27 protein-coding genes are annotated in these 25,156 nt (G+C 43.2%); all 27 read left to right on the forward strand.

Features of this window, described 5'->3' with window-relative positions:
• Nucleotides 1-78: 78 nt before the first annotated feature.
• The 27 genes from ftsY (at nucleotide 79) to fliF (ending at nucleotide 25,152) form a co-directional block, all read left to right on the forward strand.
• Nucleotides 79-1,083 (forward strand): signal recognition particle-docking protein FtsY, encoded by a 1,005-nt coding sequence (gene ftsY / locus RH061_RS08175; protein ID WP_311075265.1) that lies wholly within the window; start codon nucleotides 79-81, stop codon nucleotides 1,081-1,083.
• Nucleotides 1,084-1,183: 100 nt separating this feature from the next.
• A complete protein-coding gene (locus RH061_RS08180) occupies nucleotides 1,184-1,513 on the forward strand; it encodes a putative DNA-binding protein (protein ID WP_311075268.1) in 330 nt (109 codons plus the stop codon).
• Between the two features lie 13 nt (nucleotides 1,514-1,526).
• Nucleotides 1,527-2,879, forward strand: a complete 1,353-nt coding sequence (gene ffh, locus RH061_RS08185; protein ID WP_311075269.1) for a signal recognition particle protein — start codon at nucleotides 1,527-1,529, stop codon at nucleotides 2,877-2,879.
• A gap of 109 nt (nucleotides 2,880-2,988) precedes the next feature.
• A complete protein-coding gene (gene rpsP, locus RH061_RS08190) occupies nucleotides 2,989-3,261 on the forward strand; it encodes a 30S ribosomal protein S16 (RefSeq protein WP_311075270.1) in 273 nt (90 codons plus the stop codon).
• A 14-nt stretch (nucleotides 3,262-3,275) separates the two neighbouring features.
• Nucleotides 3,276-3,506, forward strand: a complete 231-nt coding sequence (locus tag RH061_RS08195) for a KH domain-containing protein (protein WP_023614919.1) — start codon at nucleotides 3,276-3,278, stop codon at nucleotides 3,504-3,506.
• Between the two features lie 201 nt (nucleotides 3,507-3,707).
• Nucleotides 3,708-4,100 carry a YlqD family protein gene (locus RH061_RS08200; RefSeq protein WP_311075272.1) on the forward strand — a complete coding sequence of 131 codons (393 nt, stop codon included), beginning with the start codon at nucleotides 3,708-3,710 and terminating at the stop codon, nucleotides 4,098-4,100.
• A 7-nt stretch (nucleotides 4,101-4,107) separates the two neighbouring features.
• Nucleotides 4,108-4,626, forward strand: a complete 519-nt coding sequence (gene rimM, locus RH061_RS08205; RefSeq protein ID WP_311075273.1) for a ribosome maturation factor RimM — start codon at nucleotides 4,108-4,110, stop codon at nucleotides 4,624-4,626.
• On the forward strand, nucleotides 4,626-5,366 hold the full coding sequence (gene trmD, locus RH061_RS08210) for a tRNA (guanosine(37)-N1)-methyltransferase TrmD (protein WP_311076321.1): 741 nt from the start codon (nucleotides 4,626-4,628) through the stop codon (nucleotides 5,364-5,366). Before rimM ends, trmD begins: the two co-directional genes overlap by 1 nt.
• 130 nt (nucleotides 5,367-5,496) lie before the next feature.
• The gene (rplS, locus tag RH061_RS08215; protein ID WP_079508409.1) at nucleotides 5,497-5,841 is read left to right on the forward strand and encodes a 50S ribosomal protein L19; all 345 of its coding nucleotides are present in this window, start codon (nucleotides 5,497-5,499) and stop codon (nucleotides 5,839-5,841) included.
• 273 nt (nucleotides 5,842-6,114) lie between these two features.
• The gene (gene lepB, locus RH061_RS08220) at nucleotides 6,115-6,669 is read left to right on the forward strand and encodes a signal peptidase I (protein ID WP_311075275.1); all 555 of its coding nucleotides are present in this window, start codon (nucleotides 6,115-6,117) and stop codon (nucleotides 6,667-6,669) included.
• A 55-nt stretch (nucleotides 6,670-6,724) separates the two neighbouring features.
• Nucleotides 6,725-7,615 (forward strand): ribosome biogenesis GTPase YlqF, encoded by an 891-nt coding sequence (ylqF, locus tag RH061_RS08225; RefSeq protein ID WP_311075277.1) that lies wholly within the window; start codon nucleotides 6,725-6,727, stop codon nucleotides 7,613-7,615.
• 76 nt (nucleotides 7,616-7,691) lie between these two features.
• Entirely contained in the window at nucleotides 7,692-8,462 is a 771-nt protein-coding gene (locus RH061_RS08230; protein ID WP_311075278.1) for a ribonuclease HII, read from the forward strand.
• A 21-nt stretch (nucleotides 8,463-8,483) separates the two neighbouring features.
• On the forward strand, nucleotides 8,484-10,331 hold the full coding sequence (locus RH061_RS08235) for a hypothetical protein (RefSeq protein ID WP_311075279.1): 1,848 nt from the start codon (nucleotides 8,484-8,486) through the stop codon (nucleotides 10,329-10,331).
• A complete protein-coding gene (locus RH061_RS08240) occupies nucleotides 10,328-10,612 on the forward strand; it encodes an EscU/YscU/HrcU family type III secretion system export apparatus switch protein (RefSeq protein ID WP_311075280.1) in 285 nt (94 codons plus the stop codon). The genes RH061_RS08235 and RH061_RS08240 overlap by 4 nt, the downstream gene beginning before the upstream one ends.
• A gap of 300 nt (nucleotides 10,613-10,912) precedes the next feature.
• Complete coding sequence (gene sucC / locus RH061_RS08245; RefSeq protein WP_311075281.1) at nucleotides 10,913-12,073, forward strand: ADP-forming succinate--CoA ligase subunit beta; 1,161 nt, start codon at nucleotides 10,913-10,915, stop codon at nucleotides 12,071-12,073.
• A gap of 22 nt (nucleotides 12,074-12,095) precedes the next feature.
• Entirely contained in the window at nucleotides 12,096-12,998 is a 903-nt protein-coding gene (gene sucD, locus RH061_RS08250; RefSeq protein ID WP_311075283.1) for a succinate--CoA ligase subunit alpha, read from the forward strand.
• A 63-nt stretch (nucleotides 12,999-13,061) separates the two neighbouring features.
• Complete coding sequence (gene dprA / locus RH061_RS08255) at nucleotides 13,062-13,916, forward strand: DNA-processing protein DprA (RefSeq protein WP_311075285.1); 855 nt, start codon at nucleotides 13,062-13,064, stop codon at nucleotides 13,914-13,916.
• 259 nt (nucleotides 13,917-14,175) lie between these two features.
• Complete coding sequence (gene topA / locus RH061_RS08260) at nucleotides 14,176-16,251, forward strand: type I DNA topoisomerase (RefSeq protein ID WP_311075287.1); 2,076 nt, start codon at nucleotides 14,176-14,178, stop codon at nucleotides 16,249-16,251.
• A gap of 383 nt (nucleotides 16,252-16,634) precedes the next feature.
• Nucleotides 16,635-17,942 (forward strand): FADH(2)-oxidizing methylenetetrahydrofolate--tRNA-(uracil(54)-C(5))-methyltransferase TrmFO, encoded by a 1,308-nt coding sequence (trmFO, locus tag RH061_RS08265; protein WP_311075288.1) that lies wholly within the window; start codon nucleotides 16,635-16,637, stop codon nucleotides 17,940-17,942.
• A gap of 60 nt (nucleotides 17,943-18,002) precedes the next feature.
• Nucleotides 18,003-18,905: a tyrosine recombinase XerC gene (gene xerC / locus RH061_RS08270; protein WP_311075290.1), complete on the forward strand. Its 903-nt coding sequence runs from the start codon at nucleotides 18,003-18,005 to the stop codon at nucleotides 18,903-18,905.
• Between the two features lie 20 nt (nucleotides 18,906-18,925).
• Nucleotides 18,926-19,468 carry an ATP-dependent protease subunit HslV gene (gene hslV / locus RH061_RS08275; protein ID WP_311075291.1) on the forward strand — a complete coding sequence of 181 codons (543 nt, stop codon included), beginning with the start codon at nucleotides 18,926-18,928 and terminating at the stop codon, nucleotides 19,466-19,468.
• A 19-nt stretch (nucleotides 19,469-19,487) separates the two neighbouring features.
• Nucleotides 19,488-20,894, forward strand: coding sequence for an ATP-dependent protease ATPase subunit HslU (gene hslU, locus RH061_RS08280; protein WP_311075292.1), 1,407 nt, complete (start codon nucleotides 19,488-19,490; stop codon nucleotides 20,892-20,894).
• Between the two features lie 129 nt (nucleotides 20,895-21,023).
• Complete coding sequence (gene codY, locus RH061_RS08285; RefSeq protein WP_311075294.1) at nucleotides 21,024-21,803, forward strand: GTP-sensing pleiotropic transcriptional regulator CodY; 780 nt, start codon at nucleotides 21,024-21,026, stop codon at nucleotides 21,801-21,803.
• A 508-nt stretch (nucleotides 21,804-22,311) separates the two neighbouring features.
• Nucleotides 22,312-22,707 carry a flagellar basal body rod protein FlgB gene (gene flgB, locus RH061_RS08290; protein WP_311075295.1) on the forward strand — a complete coding sequence of 132 codons (396 nt, stop codon included), beginning with the start codon at nucleotides 22,312-22,314 and terminating at the stop codon, nucleotides 22,705-22,707.
• 2 nt (nucleotides 22,708-22,709) lie between these two features.
• Nucleotides 22,710-23,159, forward strand: coding sequence for a flagellar basal body rod protein FlgC (flgC, locus tag RH061_RS08295; RefSeq protein ID WP_311075297.1), 450 nt, complete (start codon nucleotides 22,710-22,712; stop codon nucleotides 23,157-23,159).
• Between the two features lie 45 nt (nucleotides 23,160-23,204).
• A complete protein-coding gene (fliE, locus tag RH061_RS08300; protein ID WP_311076322.1) occupies nucleotides 23,205-23,483 on the forward strand; it encodes a flagellar hook-basal body complex protein FliE in 279 nt (92 codons plus the stop codon).
• Nucleotides 23,484-23,559: 76 nt separating this feature from the next.
• On the forward strand, nucleotides 23,560-25,152 hold the full coding sequence (gene fliF / locus RH061_RS08305; RefSeq protein ID WP_311075299.1) for a flagellar basal-body MS-ring/collar protein FliF: 1,593 nt from the start codon (nucleotides 23,560-23,562) through the stop codon (nucleotides 25,150-25,152).
• Nucleotides 25,153-25,156 lie beyond the last annotated feature (4 nt).

Genomic DNA, 25,156 nt, shown 5'->3' on the forward strand with positions numbered 1-25,156 from the left:
AAAGGATGAGACCCTGCCTTTTCATCTCCTTGGGCGGAATGGGGTCTTATTGAATTAATGTAGGAAGGCGATGGAACCATGAGTTTTTTTAAGAAATTAAAAGAAAAGTTTACGACACAGACTGAAAGTGTCACAGAGAAATTCAAAGATGGTTTGACGAAAACAAGGGATAACTTCTCCAATAAAGTGAATGACCTTGTATCGCGCTATCGTAAAGTAGATGAAGAGTTTTTCGAAGAGCTGGAAGAAATCTTGATCCAGGCAGATGTTGGCTTCGAAACAGTAATGGAATTGATTGAAGAACTGAAAAAAGAGGTCAAACGCCGCAACATCCAGGACACAAAAGAAGTTCAGTCTGTCATTTCCGAGAAGCTCGTTGATATCTATGAGGCCGGATCTGATGACGACTCTTTCCAGCTGAACATCCAGGAAGACGAACTGACGGTCATTTTGTTTGTTGGAGTCAATGGTGTCGGCAAAACAACAACCATCGGCAAATTGGCCCATAAGTTCAAGTCTGAAGGAAAAAATGTCCTGCTTGCCGCAGGAGATACCTTCCGTGCAGGTGCAATCGAGCAGCTTGAAGTTTGGGGAGACCGCGTTGGTGTCGATGTCATCAAGCAGGCAGAAGGATCTGATCCGGCAGCGGTCATGTATGATGCCGTCCAGTCGGCGAAGTCACGAAAAGCGGATATCCTGATTTGTGATACTGCCGGCAGATTGCAAAATAAGGTAAACCTCATGAAAGAGCTTGAAAAGGTAAAGCGTGTCATTGAACGTGAAGTGCCCGGAGCTCCTCATGAAGTATTGCTTGTGCTTGATGCAACTACTGGCCAGAACGCTTTGATTCAGGCTAAAACATTTAAAGAAGCGACTGACGTAAGTGGGATTGTCCTTACTAAGCTTGATGGAACAGCGAAGGGTGGTATTGTACTTGCCATCCGCAATGAGCTGAACATTCCGGTTAAATTCGTGGGGCTTGGTGAAAAAATGGATGACCTGCAGGAATTTGATGCTGAAAGGTATGTTTATGGCCTTTTCGCAGATATGGTCGATAAAGAGGAAACAGCAGAGGAATCTTGATTTACCAACAAATCGCTGTAAAGAACTTTTCTTGACAGAGATGATGATCGTGTGTAAACTCTTAATGTAAAGGTATTTCACTTAACATGGGGGAATCGAAATGCTTGAGAAAACGAACCGCATGAACTATTTGTATGACTTTTATCAGGCATTGCTGACTCCAAAACAAAGCAGTTATATGGCTCTGTACTATCTTGATGACTATTCGCTCGGAGAGATTGCTGAAGAGTATGATGTTAGCCGGCAGGCTGTATACGACAACATCAAACGCACAGAAGCGATGCTCGAGGAGTATGAAGAAAAGTTGTTGTTGTTCGAAAAATTCCAGAAAAGAAGCGAACTCATTTCAAAATTGAAAGAGCGTATTGGGGATGGAGAGAACGACCGCGATTTGCATGAAATGATAGCCGAGCTTGAGAAATTAGACTAGGGAGGCGCATGATATGGCATTTGAAGGATTGGCCGACCGACTGCAAAATACGATGCAAAAGATCCGCGGAAAAGGCAAGGTCTCGGAAGCGGATGTAAAAGAAATGATGCGAGAGGTCCGTCTGGCGCTTCTAGAGGCTGACGTTAACTTTAAAGTTGTTAAAGACTTCGTCAAGAAAGTTACTGAAAGGGCAGTTGGCCAGGAGGTTGTCAAAAGCCTGACACCGGGCCAGCAGGTCATCAAGGTTGTTAAAGAAGAACTTACCGAGCTGATGGGCGGAGAGCAAAGCAAGATCGCTGCCGCAAATCGTCCTCCGACTGTCATCATGATGGTCGGTCTTCAAGGTGCTGGTAAAACGACGACCACCGGTAAGCTTGCAAATCTCCTTCGCAAAAAATACAATCGAAAACCTTTGCTTGTTGCGGCGGATATCTATCGTCCAGCTGCCATCAAGCAGCTCGAGACGCTCGGCAAGCAATTGAGCATGCCGGTATTCTCGCTTGGAGACCAGGTCAGCCCTGTTGAAATTGCTAAACAGGCGATTGCCAAAGCGAAGGAAGACCATAATGACTATGTCCTGATCGATACTGCTGGTCGTCTTCATGTGGATGAAAACCTGATGGACGAGCTGAAGCAGATCAAGGAGCTTTCCAAACCAGACGAGATTTTCCTTGTTGTCGACGCGATGACAGGGCAGGATGCCGTGAATGTCGCGCAAAGCTTCAATGAACAGCTTGGCTTGACAGGTGTCGTCCTGACAAAGCTTGACGGCGATACACGAGGCGGTGCTGCGCTGTCCATCCGCGCTGTTACCAATACTCCGATCAAATTCGTCGGTCTCGGGGAAAAGCTTGATGCACTGGAAGCCTTCCACCCTGAAAGGATGGCGTCCAGGATCCTTGGTATGGGTGACGTTCTTACCCTGATTGAGAAGGCACAGGCAAATGTCGATGAAGAAAAGGCGAAAGAGCTTGAGAAAAAAATGCGTACAGCATCATTTACCCTGGATGATTTCCTGGACCAGCTTGGCCAGGTGAAAAAGATGGGGCCGTTGGATGAAATCCTCAAAATGATGCCTGGTGCTAATAAAATCAAGGGCATGAACAATCTTCAAATCGATGAAAAGCAAATTTCGCATGTCGAGGCGATCATCCAGTCGATGACAGCCAATGAAAAAACTCATCCTGAAATCATCAACGCCAACAGGCGGAAACGGATCGCGAAGGGGAGCGGTACATCCATCCAGGAAGTCAATCGCCTGCTCAAGCAGTTCGAAGACATGAAAAAGATGATGAAGCAGATGACGAACATGCAGCAAAAAGGCAAGAAAAAGGGCGGTTTCAAACTGCCGTTCAACCCGTTTTAACTTGTAAATTAAGGTATTTTCAGTCTGTAAAGAAAAAACACTTTACAAGCTGTTTTCTATTTGGTATTATTCTATCTTGTGTGAAACTATTCGGAGGTGCTTATTTAAAATGGCAGTAAAAATTCGTTTAAAGCGTATGGGAGCTAAAAAATCTCCTTTCTATCGTATTGTAGTAGCTGATTCCCGTTCACCACGTGACGGCCGTTTCATCGAGTCTGTAGGAACTTACAACCCAGTTGCTCAGCCAGCAAAGGTTGAACTTAACGAAGAGCTAGTTCTTAAGTGGTTGAATGACGGTGCAAAACCATCTGATACAGTGCGTAACTTGTTCTCTAAGCAAGGTATCATGGAAAAATTCCACAACGCTAAGCAAAGCAAGTAATTGTGGACACGCCCATGAAAGAATTAATCGAGACGATCGTGAAGCCACTTGTTGATTTTCCTGAAGATGTCCATGTAAATGAACATGAAGAGGATCAGCGCGTTACCTATAAGCTTTCCGTCAACAAAAGTGATATGGGCAAAGTTATTGGTAAGCAGGGACGCGTTGCAAAGGCGATTCGAACAGTAGTCTATGCAGCAGGTTCATCACAGCAAAAGAAGATTTTCTTGGAAATCGTCGAATAACAATCATCTGCACAAGCAGAAGGTAGATAACTCTATAAATGATTGTTCTGAAAGGGAGGGGTAACCCTCCTTTTTTCTATTTGTGGAAATTAAGGTATAATAGATACTTGATATAAATAATGATCACCAGGATGACTTGTAATCCGTGTCCAGCTCTTCAATAAAATGTTGTGGCCAGGTTGGCATTAAGGGGGAAATGCTTTGAAGGTACTGCAAACAATCGTTGTCAAACAGGTACTGACAGAAGAGAGCAAGGGGAAAATCCACCAAAAATACCACTCCAGAAAGCTTCAGCTGCAGAAAGAATGCGATCAATTGAGATTTGAACTAAAGAAGCTAGAAAAATCAAAGAAATTTCCGCCTGAAACATTGAAAAAGCATTTTGAACAAGAAATAAAAGTCCATAAAGAAAAAATCAAGCTCCTGGATTTTCAAATAGAACAACTACATATTCTTCCGCTTGGGAGTGAAATTAAAGAAACAGAGCTTCAAGGAATTGTCGACGTTAGTGTTGGCGATCAATGGGATGAGTTTCTTTCAGGAAAGACTATTATAGTGAAAGATGGCATCGTGGCCGAAATACGCGAGAGGTGATTGTGAAATGGAAAAGTATTTTAATGTCGGAAAGATAGTAAATACGCATGGCATTCGCGGCGAAGTTAGAGTAATTTCAAGGACCGACTTTCCAGAGGAACGCTACAAGATTGGGAATACATTATTTTTATTCATGCCGGGTTCCAAGGAGCCAGAGGAATTGATCGTGAAAAGCCATAGAACCCATAAGAATTTCAACCTGCTGACATTTGAAGGGTTCGATAATGTCAATCAGGTAGAAAGAATGAGGGACGGCATCCTTAAGGTTCCAGAAACTCAGCGCGGCACCCTTGAGGAAGGTGAGTTTTATTTCCAGGATATCATCGGCTGCACCATGTTTACCACGGAAGGTGAAGAACTCGGAAAGGTCATCGAAATCTTGACTCCGGGTGCTAATGATGTCTGGGTTGTTAAGGGAAGCAAAGGCAAGGAACTCCTGATTCCTTACATTGAGGACATCGTGAAAAAAGTGGATGTCAAGGAAAAGGTTATTGAAATTGAGCCGATGGAAGGGCTTCTTTCATGATGAATATCGATGTCCTGTCTATTTTTCCAGAAATGTTCGAGGGCGTGTTTGGCCATTCCATCCTGAAAAAGGCTTCTGAAAAAGGAGCGGCACAGTACAATGTCGTCAATTTCAGGGACTTTGCTGATAATAAGCATCAGACAGTTGACGATTACCCATATGGCGGCGGTGCTGGGATGGTGTTAAAGCCCCAGCCGATTTTCGATGCAGTGACTGATTTGAAAGAGCGCGCAAAAAGCACTTCTCCAAGGGTGATCCTCATGTGTCCTCAGGGTGAACGGTATACGCAAAAGAAAGCAGAAGAGCTGGCAAAGGAAGAGCATTTGATTTTTATTTGCGGCCATTATGAGGGATATGATGAGCGGATCCGGGAGCATGTCATCACTGATGAGATTTCCATCGGTGATTATGTCCTGACCGGAGGAGAACTCGGAGCGATGGTTGTCATCGACAGTGTCGTGCGGCTTCTTCCAGGTGTCCTTGGGAGTGAAGAGTCCCATATCCAGGATTCCTTCAGCACTGGTCTGCTTGAGCACCCTCATTATACAAGGCCGGCAGACTTCCGCGGATTGAAGGTCCCGGATGTCCTGGTTTCCGGCAACCATAAGCTGATTGATGAATGGCGGATGAAAGAAAGCTTAAGAAGGACCCTCCAGAGGAGGCCAGATCTTCTTGATGAGGCAGAGCTGACACAACAGCAAAAAAAATGGCTTGATGAACTGATAAAAATGAATGAATGATATTGCAGTCAGGCCCTGTTTATGTTAAGATACTTCTTGTGGCTTAAAGCAATCGTGCTATATGTCACTTATAACAATGTTCCGCTGCAATGAAAGTGTGCAAGAGCATTCGTGGGAGGAGTTGAATACGATGCAACAATTAATCGAAGAAATCACAAAAGCACAACTTCGCACTGATCTTCCATCTTTCCGTCCTGGTGACACAGTACGTGTACACGTTAAGGTTGTTGAAGGAACTCGCGAACGTATCCAGTTGTTTGAAGGTGTAGTGATTAAGCGTCGTGGCGGTGGAATCAGCGAAACTTTTACAGTACGTAAAGTTTCTTACGGAGTAGGCGTTGAGCGTACTTTCCCTGTTCACACACCAAAAATTGCGAAGCTTGAAGTTATCCGCCGCGGTAAAGTCCGCCGTGCGAAACTTTACTACCTACGTAACCTACGTGGTAAGAAAGCTCGTATCAAAGAAATTCGATAAGAATGAATGTCAAAAAGGAGCTTGCCTAGCCAAGCTCCTTTTTCATTCAAATTCTTTTCCAGGCGAAATGCTAAAAACCGCATATGGGCTCTTTTCGAGGGAACGTATAATACATACTCATAAACTTTTGGCAGGGCCGAGAACAAAGTTTTCGAAAAGAGCATTATTAAATTTTTTTTAAAAATCATTGCCCATCGTGTTTATCTTGTCTGACTTATGTAAAATAAAGTTATGTACTCAAACAACATATATTTTTGGAATGGTGGGAAAAGAATGGCCGAGAAAAAGAAGAACGAACTATGGGAATGGACGAAGGCACTTCTGATTGCTGTCGTACTGGCAGCGGTTATTCGATACTTTTTATTTGCGCCAATAGTGGTGGACGGTTTATCAATGATGCCAACACTCCACGACCAGGACCGGATGATCGTGAACAAGCTAAGCTATAAAATTGGGGAACCGGAAAGATTCGATATCATCGTCTTTCATGCCCCCGAGAACAAAGATTACATAAAAAGAGTAATCGGCCTTCCGGGCGATACAGTAGAATATAAAAATGATACGCTCTATGTGAATGGAAAAGCATATGAAGAACCGTACTTGGAAGAATATAAAAAACAGGTGATTGATGGGCCGCTTACAGATCCGTTCACGCTTGAAGAGAAGATCGGCAGGGAGACTGTTCCTGAAGGCCATCTTTTCGTTATGGGCGATAATCGCCGTTTCAGCAAGGATAGCCGCCACATTGGAACTGTACCATTTGATGAAGTGCTGGGAAAGACGAGCATCATCTATTGGCCAATTGAGGATATTCGCACTATAGACTAGGAAAGCACTCCAACATTCATACAGGAGATTGCATAACAGATAGGAGGTGGCTGCTTTGACGATCCAATGGTTTCCAGGCCATATGGCGAAGGCTCGCAGAGAGGTCACGGAAAAATTAAAGCTTGTGGATGTCATATTTGAATTGGTGGACGCACGGATACCCTATTCGTCCAGGAATCCAATGATTGACGAAATCATCCAGCACAAACCGAGAATTGTCTTACTGAATAAAGCGGATATGGCAGATAAAGCCGTAACCGAACAATGGCTTCGCTACTACCGTGAAAAAGGAATCACCGCTCTGGCGATCAATTCTCAGGCCGGTACCGGCTTAAAGCAGATAGTCCAGGAGTCAAAGATTCTTCTGAAAGATAAATTTGACCGCCTGAAATCTAAAGGAGTCAAGCCGAGGGCAATCCGGGCAATGATTGTCGGAATCCCGAACGCTGGGAAGTCGACATTGATCAACAGGCTTGCGGGCAAGAATATTGCCCAGACCGGCAACAGGCCTGGGGTGACTAAGTCGCAGCAATGGATCAAGATCGGCAAGGAGTTGGAGCTCCTCGATACGCCAGGAATCCTTTGGCCGAAGTTTGAGGACCAGCAAGTAGGAACAAAGCTTGCAGTTACAGGGGCAATTAAAGATACGATCCTTAACCTTCAGGACCTGGCTGTATATGCTTTGAGGTTCTTGGAAAAGCATTATCCAGAACGCCTGCAGGAAAGATACAAGCTGTCTGAACTCCCAGAGGAGATTGTAGAGCTATTTGATCAAATCGGTGATTTTCGCGGCTGCAGAATGCCTGGCGGATACGTGGATTACGATAAAGTGGCAGAGCTTGTAATCAGGGAGATCCGGACTGAAAAGCTAGGTCCATTATCCTTTGAACGTCCTGAGGATTTATCCTCCTCTGTGTATGAAATAGAAGGCGACTCACAAAAATAAAGGTCCTGAACTCAGGGCCTTTATTTTTGCTTTCAGATGCCGATACATAATATAGAAGTATTTTAGGAGAAAATCTATGGGAAAATATACAATTAGTGAAATTGAACAGCTGCTTTTCGGGAAAGAGGAAGCGAATAAAGAAATACTGAAAGTCTTAAAAAATGACAGCCGCAAAGGCGTGCAAAAACTCCTCTTGAAATGGGAGAGGCAAGAAGAATTAAAAAAACAAGTCCATGAGCAATTTGTGAACATGACTTCCTTTGAAAGGAAATGCAAGTCCGAAGGTTTCCATAATATTGCAGGGATTGATGAGGCTGGCCGAGGTCCGCTTGCTGGTCCGGTTGTTGCAGCGGCAGTCATCCTGCCCGAGAATTTTTACCTTCCAGGTCTCAATGATTCTAAAAAGCTGACAGAATCAAAAAGGGAGGAATATTTTGAAGTCATCATGGCTGAAGCACTTTCTGTCGGAGTTGGAATAATCAGTGCAGCGGAAATAGATGAAATCAATATCCTGCAGGCAAGCAAAAAAGCGATGCTTACTGCTGTAAACGAATTAGCGGTCACTCCCGATTATCTTTTAATAGATGCCGTCAAACTGGACACCCCTTATCCGTTTGAAGCGCTGATCAAAGGGGATTCCAGAAGCATCTCCATCGCGGCAGCCTCCATTATTGCCAAGGTAACGAGGGATAAGCTTATGAAAGAACTTAGTTTGGTACATCCCCAGTATGGATTCGGGGCAAATATGGGGTATGGAACTCCAGAACACTTGAATGCCCTAAGAGAGCACGGTGTGACAGAGCACCACAGGAAGTCATTTGCTCCCGTGAGAGAGAGTATTCATTAGAATTGGTAAAGCAGGTGAACCATGGAAACAGGAGCGCTGCAAGGCTTATTTAACCAAAAAACCACACAGCAAATAAAAACAGCGGAATTTAGGCCAGGACAAATCATCAATGGCAAGATTATAAAGCTATACCCTGAGCAAGTAGCTGAAGTGCAAATCGGGAATCAGAAAATGATTGCTCAATTAGAGGCGCCGTTGTCTGCAAATGAGCGCTATTGGTTCCAGGTGCAGCCTGGAGAAGGAAAGGTTCGTTTAAAGGTAATTAGTTCAGGTGCGGAGGATAAAGGACAGCCGGGGAGCCTGGCAAAAATGCTTGGGGAATTTTCAATGCAGCCCACAAAGGAAAACATTGAACTGGTTCGTTTTTTTATCAAAGAGCAGCTTCCAGTCAACCGGGAACTGCTGAAGCTGGCATCAGAGTGGTTAAGTATGGTAGATTCCCGCAGTGCTGGTCAGGATGCTTTAAAAACAATCTTGACTAGGGGCATTCCGGTTACACAGGCGGCGTTTGAGGCACTCTATACAGCCACAAAAGAACCATCTTTGGTCTTGTTGATGGAAAAGCTTGAAAAGGCATTAGTTCCACTATCAGACTCCGCTGCAGGTACAAGCCTCAAAAAACTATTGAATGAGATGCTACCAGCCAATAAAACAACTGCTTCTGAAGGGGCACTGAATCATCTTGCATCGGTGTGGCTCAAGCGGGACGGAAAGGAAAGCCATGCAGCACTGGAGCTGCTTAAACAGTTTGGAGCAATCCCGCCTAAAAGCAGCGAAAGTTTGCTACTGCAACATATGTTTGACAGGATACAGCACTCCAGAGCAGCAGGAGAAGTTTTGCCTGAAGGACTGAATTCCGTCAAAAATATCGTGACACTTGTAGACAATGGTGATCTTGCTGCAGCAAGGCAGATGATCACAAGCTTGATTCCTGCAAAAACACAGTCTGCGAATGAATTGATAGAGTCACTAAGCTTTCTATTCTACCGGCCACCAGCAAAAGAAGCGGATATACAGCAGGGGTTGCAGGCATTCAAACAGCTAATGTCAACGACGGTTGATGGTGAGTCGATTTCCGCGCTTATCTCCGTAAAGGAAACGTGGCGACAGGCTGGCATGGACCTTCTAAAAGCTGTCGGGCAGCCTCATTTAACAGGCCTGCATGCGCAGCTTTTATCAGAAGCAGTTGGAAAGGCAGAACAGCCGGCTCCTCTGCAAGAAACCGGTGCTGCATTTTTCAATGATTCAAAGATTAAAAAATTCCTATCCTCTCTTGGACTGTCTTATGAACACCACTTAGGCGAACTTTTAAAGGATGATGAGATTGGCAAGGCACCAGTTTCGGAGACAGTGAAATCCCTGGTGCTGCGCTTGTTGAACGAGAATCCCCCTCCAGCTGTCAAAGAAGCTTCAGAGCTTCTTTTGAACAAACTCACCGGATTCCAGTTGCTCTCACAGGAAGCAGGTCCGATCCAGCAGCTCGTTGTGCAGATTCCATTTGTACTGGGTGGAAAAACGAATGAACTCACGATGCAATGGAGCGGGAAGAAAACAGAAGATGGAAAGATTGATGCTGATTTTTGCCGAGTTCTCTTTTACCTTAAACTTGAACATCTAAATGATCTGATTGTTGATATGCAGGTCCAGAATCGCGTCATGAGTGTCCAGGTATTTAACGAAAATCCAGCTCTGAAAAAAATGGCTGAACAACTGACTCCAGTATTGAAATCGAAATTGGCGAATATTAAGTATCAGCTTTCTTCCGTTCACTTCCAGGTCCCGGGACAATCCCAATCAGGGAGAAACCAGCGCGTTCTGTCAGATTTATATAGCCAAAAAGAATATAGCGGAGTGGATATCAAAATATGAAACCACCAAAGCATACAAGGAAATCAGCTGTTGCCCTCGGGTATAATGCAGGAAGTATGGACGCACCTAAAGTGATGGCAAAGGGAAAGGGACTACTGGCTGAACAAATCATTGAAAAAGCCAAGGACCATGATATTCCCATCCAGGAAGACCCATCACTTGTTGAGGTGTTGAGTCAGCTTGAATTAAATGAACGGATACCAGAGGAATTATATCAAGCTGTGGCGGAAGTATTTTCCTTTGTCTATCATTTGGATAAACAAGCAGGGAGAGAAAAATAATATTTTCACAAGCCACAAGATTCGATATAGTTTTTTCAGGGTTATTTTTTAATAATAAAAGCCGGGGAATGCAGTCATCCCGGCTTTTTGTGTGGGTGGGTATTTCCTATGATATTTTTTTGCAATATTTAAAATGGGGAAATATTTAAATCATAATGGTAGACAATCAATATTTCATTATATAAAATGAAAGCGCAGTCTATTTTTTAAAAATTTAAATGAATTATATTTTCTACTTAGGAAAGTGTATTTTCAGGGTTCTGGAGATATGGGTGTTCCTAATAGATAGGAGGATGGGAAATGAATGTCCATGAGTATCAAGGAAAAGAAATCCTCAGAAAATATGGGGTAAAAGTACCTAATGGGAAGGTTGCTTTTACAGTTGATGAAGCTGTTGAAGCAGCTAAAGAGCTTGGTTCATCGGTAGTTGTTGTAAAAGCTCAGATCCATGCTGGCGGAAGGGGTAAAGCCGGCGGTGTCAAGGTTGCTAAGAACCTTGATGAAGTACGTACATATGCTTCTGAGATCCTAGGCAAGACACTGGTCACTCACCAGACTGGTCCAGAAGGCAAGGAAGTAAAACGCCTGTTGATTGAAGAAGGCTGTGACATCAAGAAGGAGTACTATATAGGCCTTGTGCTAGACCGTGCTACTTCACGCGTTGTCCTTATGGCTTCTGAAGAAGGCGGAACGGAAATCGAAGAAGTTGCAGAAGCGACTCCTGAAAAAATCTTCAAAGAAGAAATCGATCCTGTATTAGGCCTAATGCCATACCAGGCTCGCCGTATTGCATTTAATATCAATATTCCAAAGGAACTAGTCAACCAGGCTGTAAAGTTCATGATGGGCTTATATAACGCTTATGTTGAAAAAGATTGCTCTATCGCAGAGATCAACCCATTGGTTGTAACAGGTGACGGACAGGTAATGGCACTGGACGCTAAGTTGAACTTTGATTCAAACGCGCTGTACCGCCAGAAAGATGTCCTTGAGTACCGAGATCTTGAAGAAGAAGATCCAAAGGAAATCGAAGCATCGAAGTATGACCTGAGCTATATTTCATTAGATGGAAATATCGGCTGCATGGTTAACGGTGCCGGACTTGCGATGGCAACAATGGACATCGTGAAGCATTATGGCGGCGACCCGGCAAACTTCCTTGATGTTGGGGGCGGTGCTACTGCTGAGAAAGTAACGGAAGCATTCAAAATCATCCTTTCAGATCCTAACGTAAAAGGAATCTTTGTTAATATCTTCGGCGGCATCATGAAGTGTGATGTAATCGCTACTGGTGTAGTGGAAGCTGCCAAGCAGGTTGGACTTGAAGTTCCGCTTGTCGTTCGCCTAGAAGGTACGAACGTTGATCTTGGAAAACAGATTCTAAATGAGTCTGGCTTGAATATCATTGCTGCTGAATCAATGGCAGACGGCGCTGAAAAAATCGTTTCATTAGTTAAGTAGGATCGAAAGGAGAGAATTTGACGTGAGCGTATTCATTAATAAAGATACAAAGGTCATTGTTCAAGGAATTACGGGTTCTACTGCCCTTTTCCATACAAAACAAATGCTTGAATATGGTACAAAAATTGTTGGAGGAACATCTCCAGGCAAGGGCGGTACAGAAGTAGAAGGCGTGCCTGTATTCAATACTGTACAAGAAGCAGTTGAGGCAACAGGTGCCAATGCGTCTGTTATCTATGTGCCGGCTCCATTCGCAGCGGATGCGATTGTTGAAGCTGTTGATGCAGAGCTAGATTTGGCAATCTGTATCACTGAGCATATCCCTGTGCTGGATATGGTAAAGGTGAAGCGTTACATGGAAGGCAGGAAGACTCGCCTTGTAGGACCTAACTGTCCGGGTGTCATCACTCCTGAAGAGTGCAAGATTGGAATCATGCCTGGATATATCCATACAAAAGGCCATGTCGGCGTTGTATCACGTTCAGGAACGTTGACTTACGAAGCAGTACATCAATTAACTCAAGCTGGAATCGGCCAGTCTACAGCTGTAGGTATCGGTGGAGACCCAGTTAACGGAACAAACTTCATCGATGTCCTGAAGGCATTCAATGAAGATCCGGACACATATGCGGTCATCATGATCGGTGAAATCGGCGGAACTGCTGAGGAAGAAGCAGCTGAGTGGGTTAAGGCAAACATGACGAAACCTGTGGTCGGCTTCATCGGCGGAAGAACTGCACCTCCTGGAAAGCGCATGGGCCACGCTGGTGCGATCATTTCAGGCGGCAAGGGTACAGCAGACGAAAAGATCCGCGTAATGAATGAGTGCGGCATCCAGGTTGCTGAAACTCCATCCGTAATGGGCGAAACACTAATCAAGGTTCTGAAGGAACAAGATCTGTACGATCAGTGCAAAACACACTAAAACATTCAATCAGACAGTCCCTCTTGATAAGAGGGGCTGTTTATTAATCCCAGGGGGAAGCATATGGATGGAGTGAAAAAGAAACTAATCCAGCTTGTCCATAGCAGAAATGCGAGTTGGAAAGCTATATATTCTGCACTTAAAGCAAGCTCAGCATTAACTGATTCAGAAACTGCAAAGTATTCCTCTAGCACTCCTCGAGCGCAGCAACACATCAGAGACCATCAATCAGTTCCCATCGACAAACTTCTCAATGACTATGCCTCAAAGAATATTCACATGATCACTTTTTTTGACGACAATTACCCAATCGAGCTTAAGACAATCTATCAGCCTCCCTGGATCCTCTTTGCCAGGGGAGATATTTCTTTGTTAAGGAACACAAAGAGTCTTGCAGTGGTTGGTTCCAGAAATGCCTCATCATATGGCTTAGAAGCGATTGAGTATCTATTTCCTTCATTAATAGGTCAGAACATACAGATTGTAAGCGGGCTGGCAAAAGGCATTGATGCCCATGCCCACAAAACAGCCATTAAGTTGGGTGGGAAAACAATTGGTGTGATTGCTGGCGGGTTTAATAATCTCTATCCTAAGGAAAATATTAAATTGGCAGAGTATATGATGGAAAAACATCTAGTATTATCAGAGTATCCCCCAGCGACAATGCCGGCAAAGTGGCAATTTCCAATGAGAAACAGGATTATCAGCGGCCTTTCCCGAGGAACACTCGTCATTGAAGCGAAAAAAAAGAGCGGCTCTTTGATCACAGCAGATTTTGCATTGAATGAAGGCAGGGATGTATTTGCCGTCCCCGGCAGCATATTGACTCCTGATTCAGATGGAGTCCATTATTTAATCCAGCAAGGTGCCAAACTGGTCAAAAGTTCCGACGATATTTTAGAGGAACTTGGTATGTAATGTGAAATTATCGTATAAAATGCTTAGAAAAAGTTAAAAAAGTTTCGTAAATATACTTTTTTATTAAGTTATTTTTATATTTGAGTGAAAATTTACATCAAAAAGGTTGAAATAATTTTCAATCTGTTATACATTTTGCATCAGGTATTTTAAAAATTATAAGTTAGTTGAAACCGTTTACTTTAAAGGTTAATTTGACAACATTAAGGTATGTTGATAATAATGAATGTAATTTTATACCTCTAAGGAGGACAATTGGATGTCGGATTTTTTAGTCATCGTTGAATCGCCTGCAAAGGCCAAGACGATTGAGCGTTACCTTGGAAAAAAATATAAAGTGAAAGCCTCTATGGGGCATTTGATAGATTTGCCTAAGAGCCAAATGGGAATTGATACAAAAAATAATTTTAACCCTAAGTACATCACAATCAGGGGTAAAGGGCCCGTGCTTAAGGAATTGAAAACTGCTGCTAAAAAGGCAAAGAAAGTCTATCTCGCGGCTGACCCCGACAGAGAAGGGGAAGCGATTGCCTGGCATCTTGCGAAAAGTCTTGATGTGGATGTCCATTCAGATTGCCGGGTTGTATTCAATGAGATCACAAAGGATGCTATCAAGGAATCATTCAAACATCCCCGCGCGATCAATATGGACCTGGTAGATGCCCAGCAGGCACGCCGTGCTCTGGACAGACTAGTTGGATACAATATCAGTCCGCTATTGTGGAAGAAGGTCAAGAAGGGGCTGAGCGCAGGGCGAGTACAATCAGTTGCTTTACGGATGATCATTGATCGTGAAAAGGAAATCGCTGCATTTGTTCCAGAAGAATATTGGACAATCGGTGCAGAATTCCTGAAAGGAAAAAGTGCATTTGAAGCTTCTTTCTATGGCATTGGCAAAGAAAAAGCTGAGTTGAAGTCTGAAGAAGATGTTAACAACATCCTTAAGCAAGTGAAGGGAAATAAATTCACAGTTGCGTCAGTGACGAAGAAAGAACGCAAGCGCAACCCAGCACCACCTTTCATCACTTCTTCCTTGCAACAGGAAGCAGCGAGAAAGCTCAACTTCAGGGCTAAGAAGACGATGATGCTTGCACAGCAGCTTTATGAAGGGATCGATCTTGGGAAAGAAGGAACAGTCGGTTTAATTACGTATATGAGAACCGACTCTACAAGGATCTCTGAAGTAGCACAAGGGGAAGCAAGGGAATACATCACTAATGAGTATGGAGAGAAATTCATCCAGACAGAGGCCAGGAAAGAAAAGAAACAGTCCAATGCTCAAGATGCTCATGAAGCAATCCGTCCAACCAGTACAATGAAGGTTCCTGAAACGATAAAGGAATTTCTCTCAAGGGATCAATACAGGCTTTATAAACTTATTTGGGAACGTTTCGTCGCAAGCCAGATGGCTCCAGCAATCATGGATACGATGAGTGTGGATTTGAAGAACGGAGAAGTTACTTTTCGTGCGACAGGTTCAAAAGTCAAATTCCCGGGTTTCATGAAGGTTTACGTAGAAGGCTCGGATGACCAGGTGGAAGAAAAGGATAAGTTCCTTCCTGACTTGAAGGAAGGTGACGAGGTCACGAAGAAAGATCTCGAACCGAAGCAGCACTTTACACAGCCGCCTCCAAGATATACAGAGGCAAGGCTTGTCAGGACACTGGAGGAGATGGGGATTGGCCGCCCTTCAACATATGCGCCGACCCTGGATACAATCCAGAAGAGAGGCTATGTATCTCTTGATAATAAGCGTTTTGTGCCGACAGAGCTTGGAGAAGTAATCCATGAGCTGATGCTCGAATTCTTCCCGGAAATCCTTGACCTCGAGTTCACTGCCAAGATGGAGCAGAACCTCGATAATATTGAGGACGGAAAAATCAATTGGGTTAAAGTCATTGACGAATTTTACCGAGACTTTGAGAAGAATCTTGAAGTGGCTGAAAAGGAAATGCAAGAAATCGAAATCAAGGACGAACCTGCCGGAGAAGATTGTGATCAATGCGGTTCTCCTATGGTATTTAAAATGGGCCGGTACGGCAAGTTCATGGCCTGCAGCAATTTTCCTGAATGCCGGAACACGAAGGCGATCGTTAAGGAAATTGGAGTCAAATGCCCTAAATGTGAAGAAGGAAATATCATTGAGCGCAAGAGCAAGAAACGCCGGATATTCTATGGCTGCGACCGTTTCCCTGAGTGTGACTTCCTATCATGGGATAAACCACTTGCACGAAAATGCCCTAAATGCGAAAATATGCTAGTAGAAAAGAAGCTCAAAAAGGGTGTTCAGGTTCAATGTACGGAATGTGACTATAAAGAGGAACCACAAAGCTAGAGTGAGCCCTTGGCTCACTCTTTATGTTTTTAAAGGTGTTGACGGAGCTGGCCAATTCGCTTCGGTCGTGACAATGGAGTCAAAGAAGGACATCACTGTAAGGCCCTCCAGCGCTTGTCGGGGCTGATCAAGGCGCTTCCGCTTTTCTTTTTTGAAACTTTTTTCTTTCTTTTTCGTAAAGGAAAGTGCAAAATGGTACAGTAATCAGGGTAAAGTAAGTAAGATTGAGTATATAATAGAAGCTTTATGTCAAGGCAGATGTTATAATTATACTTTTGAAATGGCAGGTGCATTCATTTTGCCTGTTAATTCTTATAACTGGTGGAAACTAGGACTAGAAGAAGCAAACACTTAATTTTTAATAGCTACTGGAGGAAATAGATATGTCTGAAGCTACTGTAAATGTCATTGGTGCCGGTTTGGCCGGAAGCGAGGCTGCTTGGCAGCTTGCTGAAAGAGGCATCAAAGTGAACTTGTACGAGATGAGGCCGGTTAAACAGACCCCTGCACATCATACTGATAAATTTGCTGAGCTGGTTTGCAGCAATTCTCTGAGAGCTAATACATTAACAAATGCAGTTGGAGTCTTAAAGGAAGAAATGAGAAACTTGAATTCTGTCATCATTGGGGCAGCAGACGCATGTGCTGTACCGGCGGGCGGGGCTTTGGCAGTAGACCGTCACGAGTTTGCGGCACAAGTTACAAGCCGGGTGAAGGAACATCCAAATGTGACTGTATTTAACGAGGAAATGACTGAAATTCCACAGGGGCCAACCATCATTGCTACTGGTCCATTGACAAGCCAGGCTCTTTCTCAGCAATTAAAAGAGCTGACTGGTGAAGAGTACCTTTATTTTTATGATGCTGCTGCACCGATCATCGAGAAGGATAGCATCGACATGGAAAAGGTTTACTTGAAATCACGATACGACAAAGGGGAAGCAGCATACCTGAATTGCCCAATGACTGAGGAAGAATTCGACCGCTTTTATGAAGCGTTGATTTCTGCAGAAACTGTCCCTCTTAAGGAATTTGAAAAAGAAATCTTTTTTGAAGGCTGCATGCCAATTGAAGTCATGGGCCAAAGAGGAAGGAAGACGATGCTTTTTGGACCGATGAAGCCGGTTGGACTCGAGGATCCGAGAACAGGAAAGCGCCCTTATGCTGTCGTACAGCTGCGCCAGGATGATGCTGCTGGGACACTTTATAATATTGTAGGCTTTCAGACACACCTTAAATGGGGGCCGCAGAAGGAAGTAATTCAACTGATCCCTGGTCTTGAAAACGCTGAAATCGTCCGTTATGGTGTTATGCACCGTAACACTTTCATCAACTCGCCTAAGGTGTTAAAGGCAACATATCAATTCAAGAACAGAGAAGACTTATTCTTTGCTGGACAGATGACTGGGGTAGAAGGATATGTAGAGTCAGCAGCAAGCGGTCTTATTGCAGGCATTAATGCTGCACGTCTTGTCAAAGGTGAAGATCCGGTCGAGTTCCCACATGAAACAGCAATGGGCAGCATGGCCAGATATATTACCACAACTAATGCGAAGAACTTCCAGCCGATGAATGCAAACTTCGGGCTTTTCCCTGATCTTCCAGAGAAAATCAAGGGTAAGCAAGAACGCAATGAGAAGCATGCTACCAGAGCATTGGAAACAATTCAGAAATTTGTGAAAAATTTGTAATTTCTATTGCTAGGGCTATATAAATATGATACTATTTAGTAGCCCTTGTGAGGTGACAGGATGGAAGCAAATGTGAACAATTCTTTAAACTTATTTATAGAATATTTACAAATTGAGAAAAATTACTCACAATATACAATTGAACATTATCAACATGATATTAGGGAATTTTTTTTGTTCATGTCTGAACAAGGCCTGAAAAGTCTGGATGAAGTTGAGTATGCTGACACAAGAATATACCTCACGAAATTATTCGGCCAACAGCTGTCCAGAAAGTCAGTCGCCCGCAGGATTTCATGTATGCGCAGCTTTTATAAGTTCCTGCTCCGTGAAAAAATGACAGGTGATAATCCTTTTTCCCTCGTATCCATCCCGAAACTGGAAAAGCGGCTGCCAGATTTTTTTTATGAAGAGGAGCTTTCCCAGCTATTCAAAGCATGTGAAACCGAAACTGCAATCGGTAAGAGGAACAAAGCCCTTTTGGAGTTACTTTACGCTACAGGAATCCGTGTTGGTGAGTGCTGTAAAATAACTCTGAAGGATATAGATTTATCTCTATCGACAGTTTTAATTCATGGAAAAAGGAAAAAGGATAGATATGTGCCCTTCGGAAGTTTTGCACAGGATGCAATTGAAGACTACATAAAAAATGGAAGACCAGAGCTTCTAAAGACGAAAGAAGATCATGGCCATTTATTCTTAAATTTCCGTGGCGGCCCACTTACTGACAGAGGGATCAGGGAAATCCTGAATAAATTGATCGAAAACTCTGCCTTGACTGGAAAGATCCATCCCCATAAACTCCGCCATACCTTTGCAACACATATGATGAGCAATGGTGCGGATATGAGGACTGTCCAGGAGCTCATGGGGCATGCTTTCCTGTCTTCAACTCAAGTATATACTCACGTTACCAAAGAGCACTTGCGCAATATTTATATGTCACATCATCCGAGGGCTTAAGCCAAAAGGAGGACGAAGGAATGTCAGAATTCCATGCCACAACGATATTTGCTGTGCAACATAAAGGGAAGTGCGCTATGTCAGGCGATGGCCAGGTAACTTTCGGGAATGCTGTAGTGATGAAACACACAGCTAAGAAGGTACGAAAGTTGTTTAATGGTAAAGTAATCGCAGGATTCGCCGGTTCTGTCGCAGATGCTTTCACGCTGTTTGAAATGTTTGAAGGCAAGCTGGAAGAATACAATGGAAATCTTCAAAGAGCGGCAGTTGAACTTGCAAAGCAATGGAGAAGTGATAAGGTTCTTAGAAAGCTTGAAGCGATGCTGATCGTGCTGAATGAGACTGATATGCTTCTTGTTTCCGGAACGGGTGAAGTGATTGAGCCAGATGATGGCATACTTGCAATTGGTTCTGGAGGGAATTATGCTTTGTCTGCTGGCCGCGCATTGAAGCAATATGCTGGAGAACACTTGACAGCAAGGGAAATTGCGAAGTCTTCATTGGAAATAGCTGCTGACATTTGTGTTTACACAAACCACAATATTATCGTGGAAGAACTGTAACAGAAAAGGAGTGTTGAGTGTGAAACAAACGACAAATTTAACTCCAAGGCAGATCGTTGAAAAGCTGGACCAGTATATAATCGGCCAAAAGGATGCTAAGAAGGCTGTGGCAGTTGCTCTTAGGAATAGATACCGCCGTGGCTTGCTGGCTGAAAATATCCGAGATGAAATCATCCCGAAGAATATCCTGATGATTGGTCCTACTGGCGTAGGTAAAACTGAGATTGCCAGAAGAATGGCTAAATTAGTAGGGGCTCCTTTCGTCAAGGTCGAAGCGACCAAGTTCACCGAAGTGGGTTATGTTGGCCGTGATGTCGAGTCAATGGTGCGTGATCTTGTTGAAACCTCAATCAGGCTTGTAAAAGAGGAAAAAATGGAGCGTGTTAAAGAACCGGCAGAGGAAAATGCAAACCGCCGACTTGTCGAACTTCTGGTTCCTTCTGCTAAAAAATCCGTCAATTACAAAAATCCGCTGGAAATGTTGTTCGGCGGAAGCCAACAGCAGCCTGAACAAGAAAATAATCAATCAGAAGACTTAGGATTATTCGAAAAGCGTAAAGTCATCAAGCAAAAGCTCGATCAAGGAGAGCTTGAGGATGAGCTGGTAACTGTAGAAGTCGAGGAGCAGGCTCCTTCCATGTTTGATATGCTCCAGGGCTCTGGAATGGAACAGATGGGAATGAACATGCAGGATGCTTTGAGTGGCTTGGTGCCTAAGAAGCGGAAGAAAAGAAAGCTTCCTGTTCGTGAGGCAAGGAAGGTATTAATCAATGAAGAGGCCCAAAAGCTGATTGATATGGATGAGGTAACCCAGGAAGCTACATATCGTGCTGAGCAGGCAGGCATCATTTTCATTGATGAAATCGACAAGATTGCCAGCAAGAATTCCGGAGGATCAAGTGCGGATGTTTCGCGTGAAGGTGTTCAGAGAGACATACTCCCGGTTGTAGAAGGATCGACAGTAAACACGAAATATGGCCCTGTAAAAACAGACCATATTTTATTCGTAGCTGCCGGAGCATTCCATATGGCGAAGCCTTCAGACTTGATACCTGAACTGCAAGGGCGATTCCCCATCAGGGTGGAGCTTACTAAGCTGACCGTTGAAGACTTTTACAGGATTTTGGTTGAACCTGATAACGCGCTTACAAAGCAATATGAAGCATTATTGGAAACAGAAGGTATACAAATTGAATTTTCTGACGATGCTATTCGTAAGATAGCTGAAGTCGCTTATGATGTGAATCAGAATACAGATAATATCGGAGCCAGAAGGCTGCAGACAATCCTTGAGAAGCTTTTGGAAGACCTTAGCTTTGAAGCTCCAGACATCAACCTGGAGAAAGTAGCGATCACTCCGCAGTATGTAGAAGAAAAACTTGGCGCTATCTCAAGAAACAAAGATTTAAGCCAGTTCATATTATAATGGTTTATCGTTTTAATGCAAACTCAATAGGGTAGACAAATAAAGGCTGCCTATTGTGCTGAAGTATTGAAACTAGCCAGAAATTAAAATAAATGTAATTGTGTTTGAAGCAAATAGGAGGAAGAAACAATGGACTTACTATCAAAAACTAGAAAAATTAATGCCCTGCTCCAAAAAGCTGCCGGCAAACCGGTAAACTTCAAAGAAATGTCAGAGACACTAAGTGAAGTAATCGAAGCAAACATCTTTGTTGTCAGCCGCAGAGGAAAACTATTAGGCTTCGCGATCAATCAGCAAATCGAGAATGAGCGCATGGTCAAAATGCTTGAAGACCGCCAGTTCCCGGAAGAGTATACAAAAAATCTTTTCAATATCCAGGAAACATCTTCGAATTTGGATGTTGACAGTGAGTATACAGCCTTCCCGGTTGAGAACAGAGAACTTTTCAAAAACGGATTGACAACAATTGTGCCAATCATCGGTGGCGGTGAGCGCTTGGGAACATTGATCCTTGCCCGTCTACAAGAGCAGTTCCACGACGATGACCTAATACTTGCAGAATATGGTGCAACGGTTGTAGGTATGGAAATTCTTCGTGAGAAGGCAGAAGAGATTGAAGATGAAGCACGCAGCAAAGCAGTAGTGCAAATGGCGATCAGTTCCCTTTCTTATAGTGAACTTGAAGCGATTGAGCACATCTTCGAAGAACTTAACGGTAAAGAAGGCCTGCTAGTTGCATCCAAAATTGCTGACAGAGTCGGCATCACTCGTTCCGTAATCGTTAACGCACTGCGCAAGCTCGAGAGCGCTGGCGTAATCGAGTCCCGTTCTCTTGGAATGAAAGGAACGTATATCAAAGTATTAAACGACAAGTTCCTATTTGAACTTGAAAAGCTTAAAAGTAATTAATGAATAAAAAATCCGCTGGTATCCAGCGGATTTTTTTTATGATTTTTTTTTTTAGGATTATTAGAGAACGATGTAATATAATTGCCGAATAATAACTTTTTAATCCTGTAATGTTACAAATACATTGCGGGATTTTTACACCTCTCTTTTAAAACTTCTTTTAAAAGTGATTTTTTAGAAAGTAAATAATGGAAATAGAATGCTCGGGCATAGGTAATTTAACCTTATGAGTATTTAATGGCAGAATATTTTATCTATCGTTATTCCTATTTATTTTTAAATACTTTACAAAAATATGGGGTGATTTATAAAAAATATAAATAAAAGTAAACTTATAGGTCTTTTATACTATTTTAAAAAATGAGCACTATGCATGATAAAAATTAACCGAAAGTACATAGACAGATTATTTCAGATTCTTTACAATTAGGGATATAATGACGAAATTCAGCAAGGAATTACAAAATTCAGCAAAATAAATGAAAGTGGCAATTGCGAGGTGCAAAAATTGAAGTTGTTTTCAAACACAGTATCAACCCTCGAACATGCGTTGAACTATTCATCTGCGAAGCAAAAAGTCATTTCGCAGAATATCGCGAATGTTGATACACCGAACTATAAAGCAAAGGATGTTTCCTTTAAGGCAGTGTTACAGGAAGTGACGGGACAATCCTTTCAAGCGAAGAGATCAGATGCCCGGCATTATGAATTCACCAGCAGGGCGAGCTCCTTGCCTGGAGTGGCTGGCAAACCGAACGTGAATTATAACGAAAATGGGAACAGTGTTGATTTGGATAAAGAGATGGCCGATCTGGCCACAAACCAAATTTACTATAACGCACTGACTGAGAGGATTAATGGAAAATTCAACTCTCTCCAAACAGTCATTAGGGGAGGTAAGTAAGAATGACCATGTTTCATAGCATGAACACAACAGCCTCAGCCTTGACTGCTCAGCGCCTAAGGATGGATGTCATCTCCTCCAATATGGCGAATGTAGATTCGACAAGGGGAGTGAATGGGGAGCCATACCGCAGGAAAATGGTCGTCCTTGAACCTAAGGAAGGGAATTTTGCATCATTCCTGAATAAAGCAATGGGGAAAACGGAAGCAGCGGGTGCAGGAAATGGTGTTAAAGTATCAAGGATAATAGAGGATAGAGAAAATCCCCTTAAGATGGTATATGACCCTGAACATCCTGATGCGAACCAAGAAGGATATGTTGCTTACCCGAATGTGGATCCTTTAAGGGAAATGGTGGATCTGATAAGCGCGACTCGTTCTTATGAAGCTAATGTCACAGTTTTTAACGCTTCCAAGGGCATGATGATGAAAGCTCTTGAGATCGGAAAATAAGGAGATAACTAAATGAACTCAGCTGGGATTAATTCTGTCAGCCAAATGGTCAGACCATTTGAAACAAAAGTGTCTACTCCCACATCTACACCATACGAAGCACAAAAAAGTTTTTCGTCCGTACTTAAGCAATCTATTGAAAATTTAAATAAAACACAGCTTCAATCAGATGCAATGACAGAAAAACTGGCTCGTGGGGAAAACGTTGACCTTCATCAGGTCATGATTGCAAGCCAGAAGGCGAGCATCACACTGCAAGCTACAATGGAAGTCAGAAATAAAGTGGTAGAAGCTTACCAGGAAATGATGAGAATGCAAGTTTAATAAATTGGCTAAAAACTAAGATTAGATCGGTTATTAGCTGTATAAAAAGAAGAGACTTAATAACCGGGGGATTGAAATGAAAGAAACCGTTCAAAAGTATATACATACAATGAAGGATTTCTGGCAAGGGCGTACCAGAAAACAGAAAATCAGTTTTGGTGCGTCTATTTTCTTTGTTTTGACAGTTGCCATCCTTACAGCCTTTTTAACATCGAGGACATCCCTTGTGCCGCTTTACAGCAATCTATCACCTGCCGAAACAGGGAGTATCAAAGAGAGTCTGGATGCCAGGGGCATAAAATCTGAGATCTCCGATGGGGGCAAAACAATCCTTGTTCCAGAAGAACTGGTTGATAGCTTGAAAGTAGAACTGGCAGCCGAGGGGATCCCAAAGTCAGGGAGTATTGATTATTCTTTTTTTAGTCAAAATGCGGGCATGGGCATGACAGATAATGAGTTCCTTGTTCTGAAACTAGAAGCGATGCAGTCGGAATTAGCAAATCTAATGAAAGGCATCGACGGGGTTAATGATGCCAATGTCATGATCAACCTGCCTGAAAAGGGCATTTTTGTTAGTGACAATCAGCAGCCAGCATCGGCTTCCATCGTACTTAATACAAGTCCGGGATATCAATTTAAAGAAGAACAGATTACCGCGCTTTACCACCTGGTATCAAAAAGCGTCCCGAACCTTCCTACAGATAATATCGTCATCATGAATCAATTTTTTGAGTACTTTGATTTAAAAAATGAAAAAAATTCCAGCGGTGCCTCTTTCGCTTCGCAGCATCAGATTAAACAAGAGATTGAAAGAGATGTTCAAAGGCAAGTACAAAATATGCTTGGCACCCTTATGGGCCATGATAAGGTAGTTGTTTCAGTAACCGCCGATGTTGACTTTACCCAGGAAAACAGGGAAGAAAACATCGTTGAGCCTGTTGATCAGGAAAATATGGAAGGAATCGCAATCAGCGCGCAGCGAATTACTGAAACATTCACAGGAAACGCCGATCAGGCCGGAGGGATTCCTGAAGGAGGAAATCCGGGAGAGACGACCGGATCGCAATACCTGGAAGGTGCAAATGGGAATGGCGATTATGAAAGAGTCGAAGAAACGATTAACAATGAGGTAAGCAGAATCCGCAAGGAAATTACCGAAAGCCCGTACAAGGTGCGCGACCTCGGAATCCAGGTGATGGTAGAACCTCCGACACCGGATGACGAAAATTCGCTCCCTCAAGAAAGGGTAGAAGACATTACAAGAATCCTGAGTACGATCGTCAGGACAACAATTGATAAGGATGCTCTTGGGACTGAGCTGACCGATGAGTTAATAGAGGATAAGGTCGTTGTATCAGTACAGCCATTCAATGGAAAGGTCACATTTGAAAACCAGGTTGAGGAAAAGTTGCCATGGTGGGTGTACCTTGTTGGCGGATTATTGCTCGCTGCTATTATCGTCCTGCTGCTTCTGTTCATGAGATCCAGGAAGAATGTTGTGGAAGAAGAATATGTAATGGAAGAAAAATATGAGCAAGTTCGTGTTCCTGATGTGAATAAGGAATTCGAGACAGAAGGCACGATGAAGAAAAAACAGCTGGAAAAAATGGCGAAAGAAAAGCCAGAGGATTTCGCGAAATTATTGCGAACATGGATATCTGAAGATTAGGGAG

Origin of the sequence: Mesobacillus jeotgali, assembly GCF_031759225.1 — a bacterium.
Taxonomy (GTDB): domain Bacteria; phylum Bacillota; class Bacilli; order Bacillales; family Cytobacillaceae; genus Mesobacillus; species Mesobacillus jeotgali_B.